Annotated in this window: 16 protein-coding genes; 3 read left to right on the top strand and 13 right to left on the bottom strand. The window is 71.7% G+C overall.

Annotated elements, in window-relative coordinates; genetic code table 11:
• Positions 1 to 66: 66 nt before the first annotated feature.
• The 12 genes from ACIPSE_RS22705 to ACIPSE_RS22650 form a co-directional block, all read right to left on the bottom strand.
• Positions 67 to 1,416: a ThuA domain-containing protein gene (locus ACIPSE_RS22705; RefSeq protein ID WP_401664999.1), complete on the bottom strand. Its 1,350-nt coding sequence runs from the start codon at positions 1,414 to 1,416 to the stop codon at positions 67 to 69.
• A gap of 13 nt (positions 1,417 to 1,429) precedes the next feature.
• Positions 1,430 to 3,934 carry a PQQ-dependent sugar dehydrogenase gene (locus ACIPSE_RS22700; RefSeq protein ID WP_401664997.1) on the bottom strand — a complete coding sequence of 835 codons (2,505 nt, stop codon included), beginning with the start codon at positions 3,932 to 3,934 and terminating at the stop codon, positions 1,430 to 1,432.
• Positions 3,935 to 4,032: 98 nt separating this feature from the next.
• A complete protein-coding gene (locus tag ACIPSE_RS22695; protein WP_401664995.1) occupies positions 4,033 to 5,037 on the bottom strand; it encodes a sugar phosphate isomerase/epimerase family protein in 1,005 nt (334 codons plus the stop codon).
• A gap of 16 nt (positions 5,038 to 5,053) precedes the next feature.
• On the bottom strand, positions 5,054 to 6,259 hold the full coding sequence (locus ACIPSE_RS22690; protein WP_401664993.1) for a Gfo/Idh/MocA family protein: 1,206 nt from the start codon (positions 6,257 to 6,259) through the stop codon (positions 5,054 to 5,056).
• A gap of 82 nt (positions 6,260 to 6,341) precedes the next feature.
• Positions 6,342 to 7,391: a substrate-binding domain-containing protein gene (locus ACIPSE_RS22685; RefSeq protein ID WP_401664991.1), complete on the bottom strand. Its 1,050-nt coding sequence runs from the start codon at positions 7,389 to 7,391 to the stop codon at positions 6,342 to 6,344.
• 17 nt (positions 7,392 to 7,408) lie between these two features.
• Positions 7,409 to 8,428: an ABC transporter permease gene (locus ACIPSE_RS22680; protein WP_401664989.1), complete on the bottom strand. Its 1,020-nt coding sequence runs from the start codon at positions 8,426 to 8,428 to the stop codon at positions 7,409 to 7,411.
• Positions 8,425 to 9,945: a sugar ABC transporter ATP-binding protein gene (locus ACIPSE_RS22675; protein WP_401664987.1), complete on the bottom strand. Its 1,521-nt coding sequence runs from the start codon at positions 9,943 to 9,945 to the stop codon at positions 8,425 to 8,427. Before ACIPSE_RS22675 ends, ACIPSE_RS22680 begins: the two co-directional genes overlap by 4 nt.
• A gap of 198 nt (positions 9,946 to 10,143) precedes the next feature.
• Positions 10,144 to 11,325 carry an ROK family protein gene (locus tag ACIPSE_RS22670; protein WP_401664985.1) on the bottom strand — a complete coding sequence of 394 codons (1,182 nt, stop codon included), beginning with the start codon at positions 11,323 to 11,325 and terminating at the stop codon, positions 10,144 to 10,146.
• 187 nt (positions 11,326 to 11,512) lie between these two features.
• Entirely contained in the window at positions 11,513 to 12,196 is a 684-nt protein-coding gene (locus ACIPSE_RS22665) for a GntR family transcriptional regulator (protein ID WP_401665060.1), read from the bottom strand.
• 254 nt (positions 12,197 to 12,450) lie between these two features.
• Entirely contained in the window at positions 12,451 to 13,395 is a 945-nt protein-coding gene (locus tag ACIPSE_RS22660; RefSeq protein ID WP_401664983.1) for a beta-ketoacyl-ACP synthase III, read from the bottom strand.
• 181 nt (positions 13,396 to 13,576) lie between these two features.
• Positions 13,577 to 13,717, bottom strand: coding sequence for a hypothetical protein (locus ACIPSE_RS22655; RefSeq protein WP_401664981.1), 141 nt, complete (start codon positions 13,715 to 13,717; stop codon positions 13,577 to 13,579).
• Complete coding sequence (locus tag ACIPSE_RS22650; protein ID WP_401664979.1) at positions 13,680 to 15,017, bottom strand: OFA family MFS transporter; 1,338 nt, start codon at positions 15,015 to 15,017, stop codon at positions 13,680 to 13,682. Before ACIPSE_RS22650 ends, ACIPSE_RS22655 begins: the two co-directional genes overlap by 38 nt.
• A 212-nt stretch (positions 15,018 to 15,229) precedes the next feature.
• Here ACIPSE_RS22650 and ACIPSE_RS22645 point away from each other — a divergent pair, with 212 nt between their 5' ends.
• The 3 genes from ACIPSE_RS22645 to ACIPSE_RS22635 all read left to right on the top strand — a co-directional run bounded on the left by ACIPSE_RS22645 (position 15,230) and on the right by ACIPSE_RS22635 (position 18,450).
• Positions 15,230 to 16,207 (top strand): 2-dehydropantoate 2-reductase, encoded by a 978-nt coding sequence (locus tag ACIPSE_RS22645; protein WP_401664977.1) that lies wholly within the window; start codon positions 15,230 to 15,232, stop codon positions 16,205 to 16,207.
• A 115-nt stretch (positions 16,208 to 16,322) separates the two neighbouring features.
• Positions 16,323 to 17,174: a formate dehydrogenase accessory sulfurtransferase FdhD gene (gene fdhD, locus ACIPSE_RS22640; RefSeq protein ID WP_401664976.1), complete on the top strand. Its 852-nt coding sequence runs from the start codon at positions 16,323 to 16,325 to the stop codon at positions 17,172 to 17,174.
• 49 nt (positions 17,175 to 17,223) lie between these two features.
• Positions 17,224 to 18,450, top strand: a complete 1,227-nt coding sequence (locus ACIPSE_RS22635; RefSeq protein WP_401664975.1) for a DUF4185 domain-containing protein — start codon at positions 17,224 to 17,226, stop codon at positions 18,448 to 18,450.
• Here ACIPSE_RS22635 and ACIPSE_RS22630 read toward each other — a convergent pair.
• Complete coding sequence (locus tag ACIPSE_RS22630) at positions 18,386 to 19,405, bottom strand: bile acid:sodium symporter family protein (protein ID WP_401665059.1); 1,020 nt, start codon at positions 19,403 to 19,405, stop codon at positions 18,386 to 18,388. The genes ACIPSE_RS22635 and ACIPSE_RS22630 overlap by 65 nt on opposite strands.
• Positions 19,406 to 19,506 lie beyond the last annotated feature (101 nt).

Raw genomic sequence — 19,506 nt, 5'->3', positions numbered from 1 at the left:
AGGAGAAGAGGGATTCCTGGCCGGAAGACGGCGGGCGGGGGTCCGGCGTCCCCCGCCCGCCGCCGCTCAGTCGCCCGTCGCGGGCAGTTCCTTGATCCGGACGTTCCGGAAGGACACCTGGTCGTCGGCACCGTGGTTCTGGACGCCGATGTGTCCGTCGAGCAGGCTCCGGGCCGGATCGGTGTTGGTGAAGTCGTTGATCTGCACGCCGTTGAGCCGGACGCGGAGTCGTTCGCCCTCCACGCGGATCTCGTACGTGTTCCACTCCCCCGGCGGGTTCAGTGCGCGGTCCCGCCGGGTGAGGTCGGCGGACCGGAAGCCGTAGACGGAGCCCGTGGTCCTCTCGGGTACGTCACTGGCGTCGATCTGGATCTCGTAGCCGGTGTTCACGGCCGACCATGGGTCGTCCGAGGGCGGGAAGCCCACGAACACTCCCGAATTGTCGTCTCCGGCCACCTTCCAATCGAGTTTGAGGGAGTACGACGTGAACCCTGAAGCGGCGTACCAGAGCATCCCCATGCCGCCCGTGGAGGTGAGGGTGCCGTCCTCGTCGAGGGTGAAGGAGCCGGGTCCGGCCTGCTGCCACCCGTCGAGGGAGGTGCCGTCGAACAGGGGGCGGTACCCGTTCTCGGGGCGGCAGTCGGCCTGGGTCTCGCCGAGGGCGTACGCGATCCCGCCGGCCAGGTGCTGCCGGAACGCGGGGTCCGCGTAGGACTCCTTGGTGTGTCCGCCGCCGGTGTAGAAGGCCCGGCCGCCCTGGTAGGTCTGGCACCAGGCGAGGGGATGGTCGCCGTTCATGGTGCCGCCGGTGTACGACGACTCGTCGAGCGAGGCGAGGACGTGCACCCGCTCGCGCGGGTTGGAGCGGTAGTTGTACCACTCGTCGGTCCGCGGCCAGGCGGGGCCGAGTGCCGAGGTGGCCGGGTGGCCCCGGTCCTCGACGTCGACGGTGGCGGGCTGGATCGCCGGGTGCGACTGGAAGTACGCGCCCACGAGCCCGCCGTAGAACGCCCAGTCGTACTCGGTGTCGGCGGCGGCGTGGATGCCGACGTAGCCGCCGCCGTGCCGGATCCAGCCCTCGAACGCGCGCTGCTGGGCGGTGCCGAGGACGTCGCCGGTGGTCGACAGGAACACGACGGCGTCGTAGCGGCGCAGGTTGCGGGTGGTGAAGGCGCCGGCGTCCTCGGTGGTGTCGACGGTGAACCCGCCGCTCTCACCGAGCTGTTGGACGGCGGCGACGCCTTCGGGGATGGAGTCGTGCCGGAAGCCCGCCGTCTTGGAGAAGACGAGCACGCGCTTCTGCTCCGCCTTCTCCCGTGGCCCGTCGCCGGGTTGGGAGGCGGCGGGGCCGCTGACGCAGCCGAGGAGCAGGGCCGCCGCCGCGATCGCCGTCGAGCGGCGTGCGGTGGATCGCATGGGGTGTCTCCTCTCAGCCGGTGGTGAAGGTGAAGTCGTCCACGTCGAACAGGGCGCCCGATCCGGTGGCCCCCTTGAAGACGAGGTAGAGGGTGGTGGTGCCGCGGGGGGCGCGGGTCAGGTTCGCGGTGACGTCCTGGAAGGTCTCCCAGCCGCCGGTCACCGGGACGGTCGCCTTGCCGAGGAGGGTGCCGGTCGCGGATCCGGCGCGGATCTCCAGGGTTCCGCCGGCGCCGCCCGAACTGACGCGCGCGGTGACGGACTTGGCGTTGGCCAGGGCGTAGGGCGTGAAGGAGACCCAGTCGCCGTTGTCGATGTCGCCGACGGTCCGGCCGCCGTGGGCGGTGGCCTTCTCGATGACGCTGACGCCGCTCTGCGCGCCGAAGTGCTCGGCCTGGCGGTGCCGGGGCTGGAGGACGTTCTGGTCGTGGGTGGTGAGCGGGGCCTGGCCGCCGCCTCCGCCGTCGGTGTACTCGGCGTCCATCACGCCGAAGATGTTGGCGTCCTCGTCGTGGCCGCCGTCGGCGCTGGTCTGGATGGTGCCGGTGCAGCCGTTGGCGGAGGTCAGCGGGTGGCCGTGGGTGTCGTGGCCGAGGACGAAGGTGACCTTGACGGTGGAGCAGTCGACGGCCCTGCCGTCCTCGGGGTCGGTGACCCTCACCTTGAACGGGATGGCGTCACCGAAGCTGAACAGCGCGCCGTCCTGCGGAAGTTCGAGGGTGACCTTGGGCGCGGTGTTGCCGACGACGATCTGCACGCTCGCGCTGCCGGTGCGTCCCGAGGTGTCCTCGGCGGTGAGGGTGGCGGTGTAGGTGCCGTTCCGCTTGTACTTGTGCGTCGGGTCGGCCGCCGTGGAGGTGGCGCCGTCACCGAAGTCCCAGGCGTAGGTGAGGGCGTCGCCGTCCTGGTCGGTGGTGCCGGCGGAGGAGAACCGGACCTTCAGCGGCGCCTGTCCCGAGGTGCGGTCCGCGGCGGCCTGGGCGACCGGGGAGTGGCCGTCGGTGGCGTTCTCGATGCGGTACAGGGCGGAGTGCTCGTCGCCGCCGAACCAGGCGGTGCCGTAGTCGAGGACGTACAGCGCGCCGTCGGGGCCGAAGGCCATGTCCATGATCTGGGTGCCGGTCCAGGGGACGTCGGCGATCGACTCGACGGTGCCCTGGGCGTCGCTGCTGATCCGCTTGATCCAGCGGCGGCCGAACTCCCCGGCGAAGAAGTCGCCGTCGTAGGCCTCGGGGAACTTCACGGGCGAGTCGAGCGCGGCGTCGTAGTGGTAGACGGGGCCGCCCATCGGGGACTCTGAGCCGGTGCCGAACTCCGGTACGGAGCCGCCGTCGTAGGGGATCCAGGCGGACTGGGCCGGGGGCAGGTCGGTGAGGCCGGTGTTGTGCGGGGAGGTGTTCTTCGGAGCGGCGCAGTCGAAGGCGGCGCCGGAGGTGCCGGTGGCGAAGTCGTAGTCCACGTAGGCGTCGTTGGCGCCGGTGCAGTAGGGCCAGCCGAAGTTGCCGGGGCCGGTCACCCGGGCGAACTCGACCTGTCCTGCCGGTCCGCGCGCCGGGTCGGCGGCGCCGGCGTCGGGTCCGTAGTCGCCGACGTAGAGGATGCCGGTCGTTCTGTCGACGCTGAAGCGGAACGGGTTGCGGAAGCCCATGGCGTAGATCTCGGGGCGGGTCCGGTCCGTGCCGGGGGCGAAGAGGTTGCCGTCGGGGACGGTGTAGGAGCCGTCGGCCTGGACCTTGATGCGGAGGATCTTGCCGCGCAGGTCGTTGGTGTTGCCGCTGGACCGCTGCGCGTCGAAGCCGGGGTTGCGGCCGTCGCGCTCGTCGATGGGGGTGAAGCCGTCCGACTGGAAGGGGTTGGTGTCGTCGCCCGTCGACAGGTACAGGTTGCCCTCGGCGTCGAAGTCGATGTCGCCGCCGACGTGGCAGCACAGGCCGCGGGTGGCGGGGACGTCGAGGATCTGCCGCTCGCTGGCGGTGTCGAGGGTGCCGTCGGTGTTCAGGACGAACCGGGAGAGCCGGTTGACGCCGTCGAAGGGGGCGAAGTCGGCGGCGGTGCCGGTCTCGGGCGCGTCACCCGCGGGGGTGTTCAACGGGGGCGCGTAGTACAGGTAGATGAACCGGTTGGTGCTGAACTCCGGGTCGACGCCGATGCCTTGCAGTCCCTCCTCGTCGTGGTTGTACACGTCGAGTTTGCCCGCGAGGGTCGTGTTGCCCGCGGCGTCGGTGAGCCGGAGTTCGCCGTCGCGGGAGGTGTGCAGGACGGAGCGGTCGGGCAGGACGGCGAGCGACATGGGCTCGCCGACCTCCGGTTCGCCCTTGGCGAGGGTGACCTGCTGGAAGTCCTCGGCCGCGACGGCCCCCTCGTCGGCGACGGCTGCGCCGGCCTGGGGTGCGGTGAGGGTGAGGGAGGCGCCGGCCAGCAGCAGGCCGCTGATCAGGGCCGCCGCTCTGCGCCAGGGTGCGCGTCGTCTGCGGGGCCGGTTTCTGGCGGTGTCGATGGTGCTGTCGTTCCCGTGCACGGATTGCCTCCAGAATGGGGCGGGTTGTACGGGCGGGTGCGTGCGCCGGGATGCGCCGTCATCCCGGAACTCATCTGTGCGGCAGGGCTGTTGTCGCCTCAGTCGTTGCCGCCGAACGCCGCGTCGAAGGAGGCCGACGGCGGCTCGAAGTCGAACGCCTTCAGGTGCTTCAGCGCCTCGGGGGCGCCCTGCAGCCGGTCCATGCCGGCGTCCTCCCACTCGACGGAGACCGGGCCCTCGTAGCCGATGGAGCGCAGCATGCGGAAGACGTCCTCCCAGGGGACGTCGCCGTGTCCGGCGGAGACGAAGTCCCAGCCGCGGCGGGGGTCGCCCCAGGGGAGGTGGGAGCCGAGGCGGCCGTTGCGGCCGTCGAGGCGCCTGCGGGCCTCCTTGCAGTCGACGTGGTAGATCCGGTCGCGGAAGTCCCACAGGAAGCCGACCGGGTCGAGGTCCTGCCAGACGAAGTGGCTGGGGTCGAAGTTGAGGCCGAAGGCGGGGCGCCGGTCGACGGCGTCCAGGGCGCGGACGGTCGTCCAGTAGTCGTAGGCGATCTCGCTGGGGTGGACCTCGTGGGCGAAGCGGACGCCCTCGGTGTCGAAGACGTCGAGGATCGGGTTCCAGCGCTCGGCGAAGTCCTCGTAGCCGCGGTCGATCATCGACTCGGGGGCGGGCGGGAACATGGCGACGAGGTGCCAGATCGCGGAGCCGGTGAAACCGATGACGGTGTCGACGCCGAAGGCCGCCGCGGCGCGCGCGGTGTCCGCCATCCGGTCGGCCGCGCGCCGCCGTACGCCTTCGGGGTCGCCGTCGCCCCAGATGTCGCCGGGCAGGATGGCCTGGTGGCGTTCGTCGATGATGGCGTCGCACACGGCCTGGCCGACCAGGTGGTTGGAGACGGCCCAGCACTTGAGGCCGTACTTGTCGAGGAGCTGGTGGCGGGAGTCCAGGTAGGAGGGGTCGGTGAGGGCCTTGTCGACCTCGAAGTGGTCTCCCCAGCAGGCGAGTTCGAGGCCGTCGTAGCCGAAGTCGCGGGCCAGGCGGCAGACCTCTTCGAGGGGGAGGTCCGCCCACTGTCCGGTGAAGAGCGTGAACCTGCGCGGCATGTCGCTTCCAGCCTCCTCAGACGGCGATGGGCGTGTAGACGGAGTTCTTGGCGGCGCTCTCCTCCACCGCAGCGAGGACGCGCTGCACCTGGAGCCCGTCGGCGAAGGACGGGACGGGGCGGCGCCCGTCGGCGACGGCGTGGACGAGATCACGGGCCTGGTGGACGAAGGTGTGCTCGTAGCCGAGGCCGTGGCCGGGCGGCCACCAGGCGTCCAGGTAGGGGTGGTCGGGCTCGGTGACGAGGATGCGGCGGAAGCCCGCGTGCGTGCCGGGCTCGGTGCCGTCGTGGTAGGTCAGTTCGTTGAGGCGTTCCAGGTCGAAGGCCAACGAGCCGCGCTCACCGTTGAGTTCGATGCGCAGGGCGTTCTTGCGGCCGGTCGCGAACCGGGTCGCCTCGAAGGAGGCGAGGGCGCCGGAGCCCGCGAAACGGCCGGTGAACAGGGCGGCGTCGTCGACGGTGACCGCTCCGCCGCCCGCGGCGGCGCCGCCGCTCAGCCCGCTGGTGGCGCCGACGGGCAGGGGCCGCTCGCGGACGAAGGTCTCGGTGAGGGCCGACACCCCGGCCAGCTGCTCCCCGGCCAGGTACTGGGCGAGGTCGATGATGTGGGCGCCGAGGTCGCCGAGGGCACCGGAGCCCGCGATCTCCTTGCGCAGCCGCCAGGTGAGCGGGAACTCCGGGTCCACCAGCCAGTCCTGGAGGTAGGTCACCCGCACGTGCCGCAGGGTGCCCAGGCGCCCCTCGGCGACCATGGAGCGGGCGAGCGCGGTGGCGGGCACCCGGCGGTAGTTGAAGCCGACCATCGCCAGGAGGCCGCGCGCCTCGGCCTCCTCGGCCGCCCGGGTCATGGTCTCGGCCTCTTCGACGGTGTTCGCGAGGGGCTTCTCGCACAGCACGTGCTTGCCGGCCGCGAGCGCCGCCAGGGCGATCTCGGCGTGGCTGTCGCCGGGGGTGCAGATGTCGACGAGGTCGATGTCGTCCCGGGCGATCAGCGCACGCCAGTCGGTCTCGGCCGCCGCCCATCCGTGCCGCACGGCCGCCGCCCGCACGGCGGCACCGTCCCGTCCGCAGATCGCGGCCAGGACGGGCCGCCTCGGCAGGTCGAAGACGCGTCCCACGGTGCGCCAGCCCTGGGAGTGGGCGGCGCCCATGAAGGCGTAGCCGACCATGCCGACGCGGAGCGGTGGCTTCTCGGCCTCTTCTGAACTCTGCGGCTGTGGCATGCGCGATGTCCTCCTCGTCGTGGTGCGCGGTGGGGGGTGCGGCCCGCCCGGGGGAACCGTGAGGTCCGCCGGGCGGAATGCCTCACTTGAAGCCGGTGGACATGTACTGGTCGACGTTGTCCTTGTCGACGACGGCCGAGTACAGGGTGATCGAGGCCGGGATCTCGTACTCGGCGAGTCCGCCGACGCCCTTGGTCTGGCCGAGGGCACGGGCCAGGTCGATCGCGGAGGCGGCCATGGTCGGCGGGTACAGGACGGTCGCCTTCAGCACGCCGTCGCCCTGCTTGATGGCCTGGAACGCGGAGAGGGCGCCCGCCCCGCCGACCATCAGGAAGTCGTCGCGTCCGGCCTGTTCGATGGCCCGGAGCGCGCCCACGCCCTGGTCGTCGTCGTGGTTCCACAGGGCGTCGAACTTCGACTGCGCCTGGAGGAGCTGGGCCATCTTGGCCTGCCCGGACTCCACCGTGAACTCGGCGGCCTGGCGGGCCACCTTCTTGATGTTGGGGTAGTTCTTCAGGGCGTCGTCGAAGCCCTGGGTGCGCTGCTTGGTCAGCTCCAGGTTGTCCAGGCCGGCCAGCTCGATGACCCGGGCGTCCGGGGTGTCCTTGAGCTGCTCGCCGATGTAGTGCCCGGCGTTGAGGCCCATGCCGTAGTTGTCGCCGCCGATCCAGCAGCGGTACGCCTGCGGGGTGTTGAAGACCCGGTCCAGGTTGATGACGGGGATGCCGGCCCGCATCGCCTTCAGTCCGACCTGGGTGAGGGCCTTCCCGTCGGCGGGCAGCACCACCAGGACGTCGACCTTCTTGTTGATGAGGGTCTCGATCTGGCCGATCTGCGCGGCGGTGTCGTTGGAGCCCTCGGTGATCTCCAGGGTGACGTCCGCGTACTTCTCGGCGCGGCTCTTGGCGTTGTCGTTGATGGCGTTCAGCCAGCCGTGGTCGGCCTGCGGTCCCGCGAAGCCGATGGTGACGGCCTTGCCGGTGCTGTCGTCGGCGGCCGGCTGGTCGTTGGCGGCCGGCTCGTCGTCGGAGTCGTTGCTGGTGCAACCCGCGAGAACGGCGCCCGCGGACACGGCGGCGGCCCCGAAGAGCAGTCCCCGGCGAGTGGCGAATCGGCTGTCGAGTGGCTTCATGGCGATGAACCCTTTCCTCAGGTCGTGCTCGCGGTACGGCGCTGGACCAGCACGGCGGCGACGATGATCGCGCCCTTGGCGATCTGCTGGACGTCGCTCTGCAGGTTGTTCAGGGCGAAGATGTTGGTGATCGTGGTGAAGATCAGGACCCCGAGCACGGAACCGGTGATGGTGCCTCGGCCCCCGCTGAGCAGGGTGCCGCCGATGATCGCGGCGGCGATGGCGTCCAGTTCGTAGAGGTTGCCGTTGGTGTTCTGGCCGGACCCGGCGAGGATGATCAGCAGGAACGCCGCGATGCCGCAGCACAGTCCGGACAGCAGGTAGAGGTAGAGCCGCTGGCGGCGCACGTCGATGCCGGCGAGCCGGGCGGCCTCCGCGTTGCCGCCGACGGCGACGGTGCGGCGGCCGAAGGTGGTGCGGTTGAGGATCAGCCAGCCGATGACCGTCACGACCGCGAAGACCAGGACGAGCGGCGGTATCCCGAGGACGTAGGCGTCGCGTTCCCCGAGGTCGAGGACGGAGGTGATCGTGACGATCTGCGTCTTGCCGTCGGTGATCTGGAGGGCGAGGCCGCGCGCGGAGGCGAGCATGGCGAGGGTGGCGATGAACGGGACCATGCCGCCGTAGGCGATGAGCAGTCCGTTGACCAGCCCGCAGCCGAGGCCGACGAGCATCGCGGTGAGCAGGATGCCGCCGAAGCCGTACTCCTGGGTCGCGACGGTGGTGGCCCACACGGAGGCGAGGGCGACGATCGCGCCGACCGACAGGTCGATGCCGCCGGAGGTGATGACGAAGGTCATGCCGACGGTGACGACCCCGATCACCGAGGCCTGGGTGAGGACGAGTTGGAGGTTGCGGGTGTCGAGGAACTCGTCCGGTTTGGTGATCCCGCCGATCAGGACCAGTGCGGCGAGTACGCCGAGGAGGGACAGGGTCCGCACATCGGCGCGGGCCACCGTGGACCGCCAGGCGGGGAGCCGGGGCACGGTCGCCGCCTTGTCGGTGCCGCCCCTGGGCGGGGAGACGTGCTGCGTCATGACGCCGGGCCTCCTTCCATGACGAGGTCGAGTACGCGGTGTTCGTCGAGTTCACGGGCGGGTGCGGTGTGGACGACGCCGCCCTCGCGCAGGACGAGCACGCGGTCGGCGAGGCCGAGCACTTCGGGCACCTCGCTGGAGACGAGCAGGACGGCGAGTCCTTCGTCGGCCAGCCGGCGCACGACCGCGTACAGCTCGCTGCGGGCGCCGACGTCGACCCCGCGGGTGGGCTCGTCGAGCAGGAGGACCCGGCAGCCGCGCAGCAGCCAGCGGGCGAGGACGGCCTTCTGCTGATTGCCGCCGGACAGGGTGCGCACGGGCGCGGACGGGTTGTCGGGCCGCAGCGACAGTTCACGGGTGGCGGCGCGGGCGGCGCGGGTCTCGGCGCTCCGGTCGATCCAGCTGGCCCGGGAGAAGCGGGACATGGAGGAGACGGAGACGTTGCGGGTGACGGACTCCAGCAGCAGCAGGGCCTGGGCCTTGCGTTCCTCGGGGGCGAGTCCGAGTCCGGCGCGGACGGCGGCGCGGACGCTGCCGGGCCTGAGCGCCCGCCCGTCGACGAGGACCTGCCCGGAGGTGGGCCTGCGCGCCCCGTAGACCGTCTCCAGGATCTCGGAGCGCCCCGATCCGACGAGTCCGGCCAGCCCGACGATCTCCCCGGCGTGCACGGTCAGGTCGAGCGGCGCGAACTCCCCGGTCCGCGCGAGGCCGCGCACCTCCAGCACGGGCGTGCCGGGCGGGGCGTCCGTCGGCGGGCGTTCGGGGAAGACGTACTCGACGTTGCGGCCCGTCATCAGTGCCACGACCTCGCGCGTCGGTGTCGACTCGGCGGGCAGTCCGCCCGCGACGGCCCGACCGTCCTTGAGGACGGTGACGCGGTCGCCGATGCGCCGGATCTCCTCCAGGCGGTGGGAGATGTAGACGACGGCGACCCCGTCGGCGGTCAGGTCGCCGACGATCCGGAAGAGGTTGTCGACCTCGTCGGGGTCGAGGGCCGCGGACGGCTCGTCCATGACGATGAGCCGCACGTCGTGGGAGAGGGCCCGCGCCATGGAGACGATCTGCTGCTGCGCCGCCGACAACTCCCCCACCAGCCGCCCCGGTTCGATCTCGGGGTGCCCGAGTCGCCCGAGCAGGGCGGCCGTCGAGGCGCGTGCCGCCCGGCCCCGTACGACGAATCCGGCGGTGGTGGGTTCATGGCCCAGATGGACGTTCTCGGCGACCGACAGGTGTTCCACCAGGTCGAGTTCCTGGTAGATGGTGGCGATGCCGAGGCGCATGGCGGCGATCGGCGAGCGCAGGGTGACGGGTTCGCCGCGCCAGGTGATGGTGCCGTCGTCGGGCTGGTGGGCCCCGGCGAGGACCTTGATGAGCGTGGACTTCCCGGCCCCGTTCTGGCCGAGCAGGCAGTGCACCTCGCCGGCCTGGACATCGAGGTCGACGCCGTCGAGGGCCCGGACTCCGGGGAACGACTTGGTGATGCCGGACATGGTGAGGAGCGATGGTTCTGGTGCCATGCGGATTCCCCTTGGCGGGCGTGCGGGCCGGTGTCAGGGCGGGTGCGGTGCGTGGGAGGCGGCAGGCGGCAGGCGTGAGCGTGACCGGAAGGCCTGGGCCGGGGCAGGGCGAAGCAGCGCGCTGTACTGAAGTGGCTTACGCGAAGGTGCGGTTGCGCGAGGTGCGGTGACGCGGCGTGCGGTGACGCGAAGGTGCGGTTACGCGGGTGAGAAGAGGTGGTCGCTGATGAGGCGGGCCGCGCCGATGACTCCGGCGGTGGGCCCCAACTCCCCCAGGACGATGGGCAGGTTGCCGGTCGCCAGGGGCAGCGACTGGCGGTAGACCTGGGTACGGATCGCGGCGAGCAGGGTGTGGCCGAGGCCGGTGACCCCGCCGCCGATCACCACCAGGCCGGGGTTGAAGAAGCTGACCAGGCCGGCGATGACCTGGCCGGTGCGGTTGCCGCCCTCGCGGATCAGGTCGAGCGCGGTGGCGTCCCCGGCCGCGGCGGCGGCGGCGACGTCGACGGCGGTCAGGATGCCGTTCGTCTCCAGCCGGCCGGCGAGTTCCGCCGACAGCCCCTGCTGGGCCGCCTCCACGGCGTCCCGGGCGAGGGCCGCCCCGCTGAAGTGGGCTTCCAGGCAGCCCCGGTTGCCGCAGGCGCAGGGTCGTCCGTCGGGCACGGCCTGGATGTGCCCGATGTCGCCCGCGCTGCCCGTCACCCCCCGGTGGACGGCGCCGCCGACGACGATCCCGCAGCCGATGCCGGTGCCGATCTTGACGCAGAGGAAGTCGCCGACACTGCGGGCCACGCCCGCGTGCTGCTCCCCCATCGCCATCAGGTTCACGTCGTTGTCGACCATCACCGGGCAGCCGAGCTCCTGGCTGAGCGCCTCCCGTACGGGGAAGCCGTCCCAGCCGGGCATGATCGGCGGCGCGACCGGTACGCCCTCGGGGAAGCGGACCGGTCCCGGGACGCCGATGCCGGCGCCGTCGAAGCCCTCGGCGAGTCCGGTCGCCCTCAACTTGGCCGCCATGGCGAGGACTTGCTCGAAGACCGCGACCGGGCCCTCGCGTACGTCCATGGGGTGGTTGAGGTGGCCGAGGATCTCCAGTTCGGCGTTGGTGACGGCGACGTCGACCGAGGTCGCGCCGATGTCCACGCCGAGGAACCGCAGGGCGGGGGCGAGCCTGATGTTGTGGGAGCGGCGGCCACCGCGCGAGGCGGCGAGTCCGTCGGCCACGACCAGGCCCGTCTCCAGCAGCCGGTCGACCTCCACGGCCAGTTTCGACCGTGACAGGTCGATCTGGTCACCCAGCTGGGCACGGGAGTTGGGACCTTCGTCGCGCAACAGCTTGAGCAGCCGGGCCTGGTGGGCGTTCGCGGGTCGTGCCGTCATGCGTCTCACGAGCCCCTCCCCGCCTCAATAGGCCGCCTGCTGTCGTGCTTTCGAGGGGAACGTAGCAGCGGCTGCCGAACCTGGGAAGAAGCTGTGCACGAATTGGTGACGACTTTCTCCACTGACAGGACAAAGAAGGGCCCGGCCTGCCCCTGCCAGGACCCGCCCCCGTCAGGACGTGGACCTGTCAGGACGTGGACCTGGCGCGCTCCCGGTAGGACCGCCGGGTGTGCTCGGTGTGCTCGCGCATCAGCCGGGTCGCGCGCTGTTCGTCGTGCGCGAGGATCGCGTCGATCAGGGCGCGGTGCTCGGTCCAGGACTGCGCGCCGCGCTGCCGGGCGACCGGCGTGTAGTACCAGCGCACCCGGCGGTCGACCTGGGCGGAGAGCTCGGCGAGGACCGCGTTCCCGGCCAGCTCCATGATCTTGGCGTGGAAGCGGGCGTTGAGGGCGACGGCGGCGTCCACGTCGTCGGCGGCGACGGCCTGGAGGCCGAGGGCGTGGATGACGTCCAGGTCACGGACGTCGCCCTCGGACGCGTTGAGGGCGGCGAGCCGCGCCGCCTCGGCCTCCAGCATGCCGCGCACGGTGAGGAGCTGGTCCGCCTCGGCGTCGGTCGGCTCGTGCACGAACGCGCCCTGGGCGGGCCGCAGATCGACCCAGCCCTCGGTGTTCAGCCGTTGCAGCGCCTCCCGGATGGGCTGCCGCGAGACCCCGAGATGCGTGGCGAGTTCGCTCTCGACCAGATGCTGGCCGGGCTCCAGCGCGCGGGTCGTGATGAGTTCGAGCAGCGCCTCATAGACCCGCTCACGCAGCGGCCCCGGGCGTTCCAGCCGGGGCACGGTCCCCTGCGGCAGGCCTGTCGGCGACATCATCGGTCGATCCCCCTCCTGGGCAGCGCGGGGCGGCCACGTCCACGAGCACGCAACTGTCTTTCGTCTACAGTCTACGGCTGCGGAGCGTCCGCCGTCGGCTCTCCGGGCGACACCGCCCTCACGAGGCCCGCCCGCGCAAGGCCCGCACTCGCGGCACCCACCCTCACGGACACCGCCCTCGCGGCACCCTCGCTCATGGACACCGTTCTCATGGACACCACCGCGCGGCACCCTCGCTCACGGCGCCCCGCTCACGGCACCCGGACGACCTGCCCGGCGTACGACAGGTTCCCGCCGAAGCCGAAGAGCAGCACCGGGTCGCCGCTGCCGAGGGCGCCCTGCTCGACCAGCTTGGAGAAGGCGAGCGGGATGCTGGCCGCGGAGGTGTTGCCCGAGTCGACGACATCGCGGGCGACCACGGCGTTGACGGCGCCGATCTTCTCCGCGAGCGGCTCGATGATGCGCAGGTTGGCCTGGTGCAGCACGACTCCGGCCAGCTCCTCGGGGGCGAGCCCCGCGCGCTCGCAGGCCCGGCGGGCGATCGGCGGCAGCTGGGTGGTGGCCCAGCGGTACACGCTCTGCCCCTCCTGCGCGAACCGCGCGGGCTGCCCCTCGATGCGCACGGCGCGCCCCATCTCGGGCACGGAGCCCCACAGCACCGGCCCGATGCCCTGCTCGTCCTCGGCGCACGCCTCGACCACGGCGGCTCCGGCCCCGTCGCCGACGAGCACACAGGTGGTGCGGTCGGTCCAGTCGGTGACCTCGGACATCTTGTCGGCGCCGATGACCAGCGCGCGGACGGCGCCGCCGGCCCGCACCGCGTGGTCCGCCGTGGCCAGGGCGTGGGTGAACCCCGCGCAGACCACGTTGACGTCCATCGCGGCGGGCGAGGGGATGCCGAGCCGGGCGGCGACGCGCGCGGCCATGTTCGGGGAGCGGTCGACGGCGGTCGACGTGGCGACCAGCACCAGGTCGATGGCGTCGGGGGCGAGGCCGGCCGCCGCGAGGGCCTTGGCGGCGGCGTGCGCGGCGAGCTCGTCGACGGGCTCGTCGGGCCCGGCGATGTGGCGGGTACGGATGCCCACCCGGCTCCTGATCCACTCGTCACTCGTGTCGACCAGGCCCGCCAGGTCCTCGTTGGTGAGCACCTTGGCGGGCTGGTAGTGGCCGACGCCGGCGATGCGCGAGCCGTTCATTGGGTGGTCCCCCTCGTTGCCTTGGGTTGCGGGATCCACCAGTCTGATCAGTGACTCACGGGTACGACGGCACGCGAGGCGACAGGAAACGGGGGCCGGGGTTGTCGGCTTCCATCAGACCCTCGGACGCCCGAACACCTGTCGAACAGTCACCCGGCGGACGGACCGCCGGGCGCGCGTGTCACCCGGTGAACAGCTTCGTCGCCTTCTGTACGAGTTCGTAGAGCCCGTACGCCAGCGGCACTCCCACCCACAGCCAGGCGAAGGCGATGAGCGGGCGCCGGTCAGGCGGACTCTGACTGCTGTCCTGCTGTTGCGACATCGGTGGCCTCCTTCGGGGCGGGGATGTGGTGACGGGGGTCGACGGGCCGGACCAGTTCGTTGGCGACGAACCCGATCACGAGCAGCCCGATCATGATGAACAGGGAGAGCGTGTAGAGCGCGGGCCCGGACTTCCCGGCCTCCTCCTGCCGGTCGGCGATCCAGTTCACGATCAGCGGCCCGAGGACACCGGCGGTGGACCAGGCGGTGAGCAGCCGCCCGTGGATGGCGCCGACCTGGTAGGTCCCGAAGAGGTCCTTCAGATAGGCGGGGATCGTCGCGAAGCCGCCGCCGTAGAAGGAGAGGATCACCAGGGCGCAGAGGATGAACAGCGGCTTGGAGGAGTCCCCGGCGAGCGCGATGACCAGGTACATCAGCGCGCCCGTGCCGAGGTAGACGCGGTAGATGTTCTTGCGGCCGATCAGGTCGGAGGTGGAGGACCAGCCGATGCGGCCCGCCATGTTGGCCGCCGACAGCAACGCGACGAAGCCCGCCGCGGCGGTGGCCGACACCGTTGTCGAGGAGTCCGCGAAGAAGTCCGTGATCATCGGGGCGGCCTTCTCCAGGATGCCGATGCCCGCGGTGACGTTCATGCAGAGCACGACCCACAGGCACCAGAACTGGGGGGTGCGCACGGCGCTGCGCGCGGAGACCTGCGGCCCCGACAGCACGCTGGGCGCCCCCTCGACCGGCTTCTCCGTCCGCGGCACCCGCACCAGCAGCACGCCGAGCGTCATGAAGACGGCGTACGACAGCCCGTGGACGAGGAACGCCAGCGCGATCCCGGAGCTGTCGGAGCCGAACGACTCCAGCATCTGCGCGGACCAGGGCGAGGCGATGAGGGCGCCGCCGCCGAAGCCCATGATGGCGATGCCGGTGGCCATGCCGGGCCGGTCCGGGAACCACTTGATCAGGGTCGAGACCGGGGATATGTAGCCGATGCCGAGGCCGATCCCGCCGACGAAGCCGTAGCCGAGGACGATCAGCCAGTACTGCTCGGTGGCGGCGCCGAGGGCGGAGATCAGGAACCCGGAGGAGAAGCAGACCAGGGCGACGGTCATGGCCCAGCGCGGGCCGTTGCGCTCCACCAGGGTGCCGCCGAACGCGGCCGACAGCCCGAGCATGACGATGGCGAGCTGGAACGGCAGCGCGCTCTGGGTGCCGCTCAGGCCGAGCGCGGACTCCAGCGGCGGCTTGAACACGGACCAGGCGTAGGCCTGCCCGATGGAGAGGTGGACCGATAGTGCGGCCGGGGGAACGAGCCAGCGGCTCCAACCGGCGGGTGCGACAGGGGGACTCATGATCCCGGACGGTAGGAACCGCCGAGGTGGTTGAAAAGCGTTACGTCGACCGTATGCGGTGAGCGGTATGCGGGACGCGACGAACGGTCGGTCCGGCCGACTTCGTCACGATCCTTGCCGACCCTCGGCTCCATACTGTAGACAATATGGCGTCAGCATATCTCCCGGTCTCTCTCCGCGGTACACCCTCGACCGAACGGAGTGTTCCCCAGATGAAAGTCGCAGTCCTCGGCGCCGGAGCCATCGGCGCCTACGTCGGAGCCGCCCTGCACCGCGCGGGCGCCGACGTCCATCTCGTCGCCCGCGGACCCCACCTCGCCGCGCTCAAGGAGCACGGCGTCCGGGTCCTCAGCCCCCGCGGCGACTTCACCGCCCGGGCCCACGCCACCGACGACCCCACCGACATCGGCCCCGTCGACTATGTCTTCCTCGGCCTGAAGGCCAACTCGTACGCGGCGTGCGGGCCGCTCATCGAGCCCCTTCTGCACGACGGCACCGCGGTGATCGCCGCGCAGAACGGCATCCCCTGGTGGTACTTCCACCGGCACGGCGGCCCCCACGACGGCCACCGCGTCGAGAGCGTCGACCCCGGCGGCGCGGTCAGCAGAACGCTCGCCCCCGAACGGGCCATCGGCTGCGTCGTCTACGCCGCCACCGAACTGGAGGGCCCCGGTGTGGTGCGGCACCTGGAAGGCACCCGGTTCTCCATCGGGGAACCCGACCGCGGCACCTCCGAACGCTGCCTCGCCTTCAGCCGGGCCATGCAGGCGGGCGGGCTGAAATGTCCGGTCGAACCCGACCTGCGCAACGACATCTGGCTCAAGCTGCTCGGCAACATCTCCTTCAACCCCATCAGCGCGCTCGCCCGCGCCACCATGCGCGAGATGTGCCTGCACGGCGGGACCCGCGAGGTCATCGAGACGATGATGAAGGAGACCCTGTCGGTCGCCGGGACCCTGGGCGCCACCCCCGACATCACCATCGAGCGCCGTCTCGCGGGCGCCGAGAAGGTCGGGGACCACCGCACCTCCACCCTCCAGGACCTCGAAGCCGGCAAACCCCTCGAACTCGACGTCCTGCTCACCGCCGTCATCGAACTCGCCGCCATCACCGGCGTCGACGTCCCCACCCTGCGCACCATCCACGCCCTCACCGACCTCCTCGCCCACCGGACCGCCGTGGCGGCCTGACCGAAGGACCGCTCCGGGGTGAGCGGGAGCCGATCGCGCACGTGCAGGACAATGGGATCTCCGCAGCAAGGGCCGCTCCGGCGGCCGGTACCGACAGAACCGGGGCTGATCAGGCATGGGACGAGTCACGGAACGCCGCAAGGTCCTCCGCATACGCGACGGGGCGATCTCCACCCGCCCGGACACGCTGGTCGCGGAGGAACCGCTGGAGATCCGGCTCAACGGCAAACCCCTGGCCATCACCATGCGCACACCCGGCGACGACTTCGCGCTCGCCGCCGGGTTCCTGGTCAGCGAGGGGGTGCTGGCCGAGGGCTCCGACCTGCGGAACATCGTCTACTGCGCGGGGGCGACCGTCGACGGCTCGAACACGTACAACGTGGTCGACGTCCAGACGTCCCCCGACGTCGTGATCCCGGACATCACCCTGGAACGGAACGTCTACACCACCTCGTCCTGCGGCCTGTGCGGCAAGGCCAGCCTGGACGCCGTACGGACGACGGCCCGCTGGCCCGTCGCCGACACTCCCCCGGTCCGCGTCGAGCCCGGACTGCTCGCGGGCCTCCCCGACCGGTTGCGCGCCGCCCAACGGGTCTTCGACCGGACCGGGGGTCTGCACGCCGCCGCCCTCTTCACCGAGGACGGCGAACTCCTCGACGTGCGCGAGGACGTCGGGCGCCACAACGCCGTCGACAAGCTCGTCGGCCGCGCCCTGCAGAACGACGGCCTGCCGCTGTCCCGCGTCATCCTGCTGGTCTCCGGCCGCGCCTCCTTCGAACTGGCGCAGAAGGCCGTCATGGCCGGCATCCCCGTGCTCGCGGCGGTCTCGGCGCCGTCCTCGCTCGCCGTCGACCTGGCCGCGGAGACGGGCCTGACCCTGGTCGGCTTCCTCCGCGGCACCTCCATGAACGTCTACACCGGCCAGGACCGCATCGCCCTGCCGGCCACGGCGGCCACCACCGGCTGACGGACCCTGCCCATGGACCGGGTGCGCGGGAGCCACTAACGTCCCGTGGGTGCCCGACGACGGACGAGCACGGCAGCGGACGGGAACCGGGATCGGCCTGGTGCTGGCCCTGGTTCTCGGGGCGGTGCTGCTCCAGGCGCTGCCGGGCGACGACGAGGGGCGGGAGGGGGACGGCTGCTCCCCGTACACCGTCGCCTCCTGGTCGGCGGACGAGCGGCTCACCGCCGAGTTCACGCGCTACGGCGACGACGCCACCCGCGCGGACGACTGGACGGGCGGCGACGGCACGCATTCGGTGCGGCTCCCGGACGGACGGGTGCTGTGGCTGTTCTCGGACACCTACCTCGGCCAGGTGTACGCCCCGCCCAACCCGGTCGGCGAGTCGCACGCCTGGCGGGACACGACCGCCCCGCTGGTCCGCAACTCGGCGGTGGTGATGCGGGACGGACGGCTGGAGAGCACGCTGTCCGCGCCGCTGTTCGCCGATCCGGGCCCCGACCGGTGGCGCTGGCCGGTCGCCGCGCGCGTCGAGCCCCGCTCCCCCGGCTCCTCGGAGCGGGTCGTGCGGGTCCTGCTGTGGGTGCGGACGGCCGCCGCCGCGCCCTGGATCTTCGGGACGCCGACCGCGACCGAGGTGGCCACGCTGTCGCTGCCGGATCTGCGCGTCGAGTCGGTGCGGACGGTGTTCGACCAGTCCCTGGTGCCCGACCCGTCCCGGCGGGTGCTGTTCGGCACGACACTCCTCGCGTCGGGCGGCTGGACCTATGTGTTCGGGGGCGACGACGGCCAGGCCGTGTCCCGGCCCGTCTCCTCGGCGTACGTGGCCCGGGTGCCCCGGGGCAGACTCGCGGAGGCGGGGGCCTGGCAGTACTGGAACGGCTCCACGTGGTCGTCCGCCCAGCATCCGGCCCCGGTCCTCGGCGACGGGAAGCGGGGCGTCGGCAGCGCGTTCTCCGTCGTCCGCGAGGGCGGGACGTACGTCCTGTTCACCATGGCGGCGGGGACCGAAGGGCTGACGACCGTCACCTCGTACTGGGCCTGCTCCCCCACCGGGCCCTGGTACGGGCCCGCGAAGGACTTCCGCCCGGGTCTGCCCGAGGGGCAGGTCGCGGCGTACAACCCGCAGGCCCATCCCGAACTGGGCCGCGGCGCACGGCTGGTGCTCAGTTACGACGTCAACTGGCTCGATCCGTCGGCCGCGGCGGAACGGCTCAACCGGAACGTGTCGCTGTACCGACCGCGGTTCGTGACGCTGCGCCTGGTCCCGGGGAGGTGACGGCCTCCTCGGGCAGCGGGTCGCGGGAGCGGCGCTTGGCGATGACCGCGCACACCATCAGCTGCATCTGGTGGAAGAGCATCAGCGGCAGCACGGCGAGGGAGGCGTGCGCGCCGAACAGGACGCTGGCCATGGGCAGTCCGGCGGCCAGGGACTTCTTCGAGCCGGCGAACTGGATCGTGATCCGGTCGGCCCGGCCGAAGCGCAGCGCCCTGGCGCCGTACCAGGTCACCGCGAGCATCAGGGCGAGCAGCACCGCCTCGACGGCGAGGAGCCCGGCGAGCCGGCCGACGCTGACCTGGTGCCAGATGCCCTGGACCATGCCCTCGCTGAACGCGGTGTAGACGACGAGGAGGATCGAGCCCCGGTCGACGAGGCCGAGGACCTTCTTGTGCCGGGTGATGAAGCCGCCGATCCAGCGCCGCAGCAGCTGTCCGGCGAGGAACGGGACGAGCAGCTGGAACACGATCTCGACGAGCGAGTCGGCGGAGAAGCCGCCCGCCCCGCCGCCCAGCAGCGCGGCGGCCAGCAGCGGCGTGACGACGATGCCGGCCAGGGAGGAGAAGGAGCCCGCGCAGATCGCGGCGGGCACGTTGCCGCGGGCCATGGAGGTGAAGGCGATCGACGACTGGATCGTGGACGGCACGAGGGTCAGGAACAGCAGGCCCTGGTAGAGCGGGTCGGTCAGGAACACCGGGACGAAGCCGCGCGCCGCGAGCCCCAGCAGCGGGAACACGACGAACGTGCAGGCCAGCACGGTGACATGGAGCCGCCAGTGCTTGAGTCCGTCCAGCGCCTCCCGGGTGGACAGACGCGCCCCGTACAGGAAGAAGAGGAAGGCGATGGCGGCGGTGGAGGCGCCGGAGGCCACGTCCGCGCCCGTGCCGCGCGCGGGCAGGAGCGCGGCGAGCCCCACCGTCCCGAGCAACAGCAGGATGTACGGGTCGATCGGCATCCAACTCGGCCAACGCAGGCGATTCACGGTGCTCCACAGGGTCGTGCTCAACGGTCGTGCTCCGGGCGGTCCGGGGACCGTAGGTCCCCGCTCATCGTCCT

It is taken from the genome of Streptomyces sp. NPDC090106 (assembly GCF_044747265.1).
Classification (GTDB): domain Bacteria; phylum Actinomycetota; class Actinomycetes; order Streptomycetales; family Streptomycetaceae; genus Streptomyces.
Note: the sequence above shows the minus strand (reverse complement) of the source record. Positions and strands in the feature narration are given on the sequence as shown.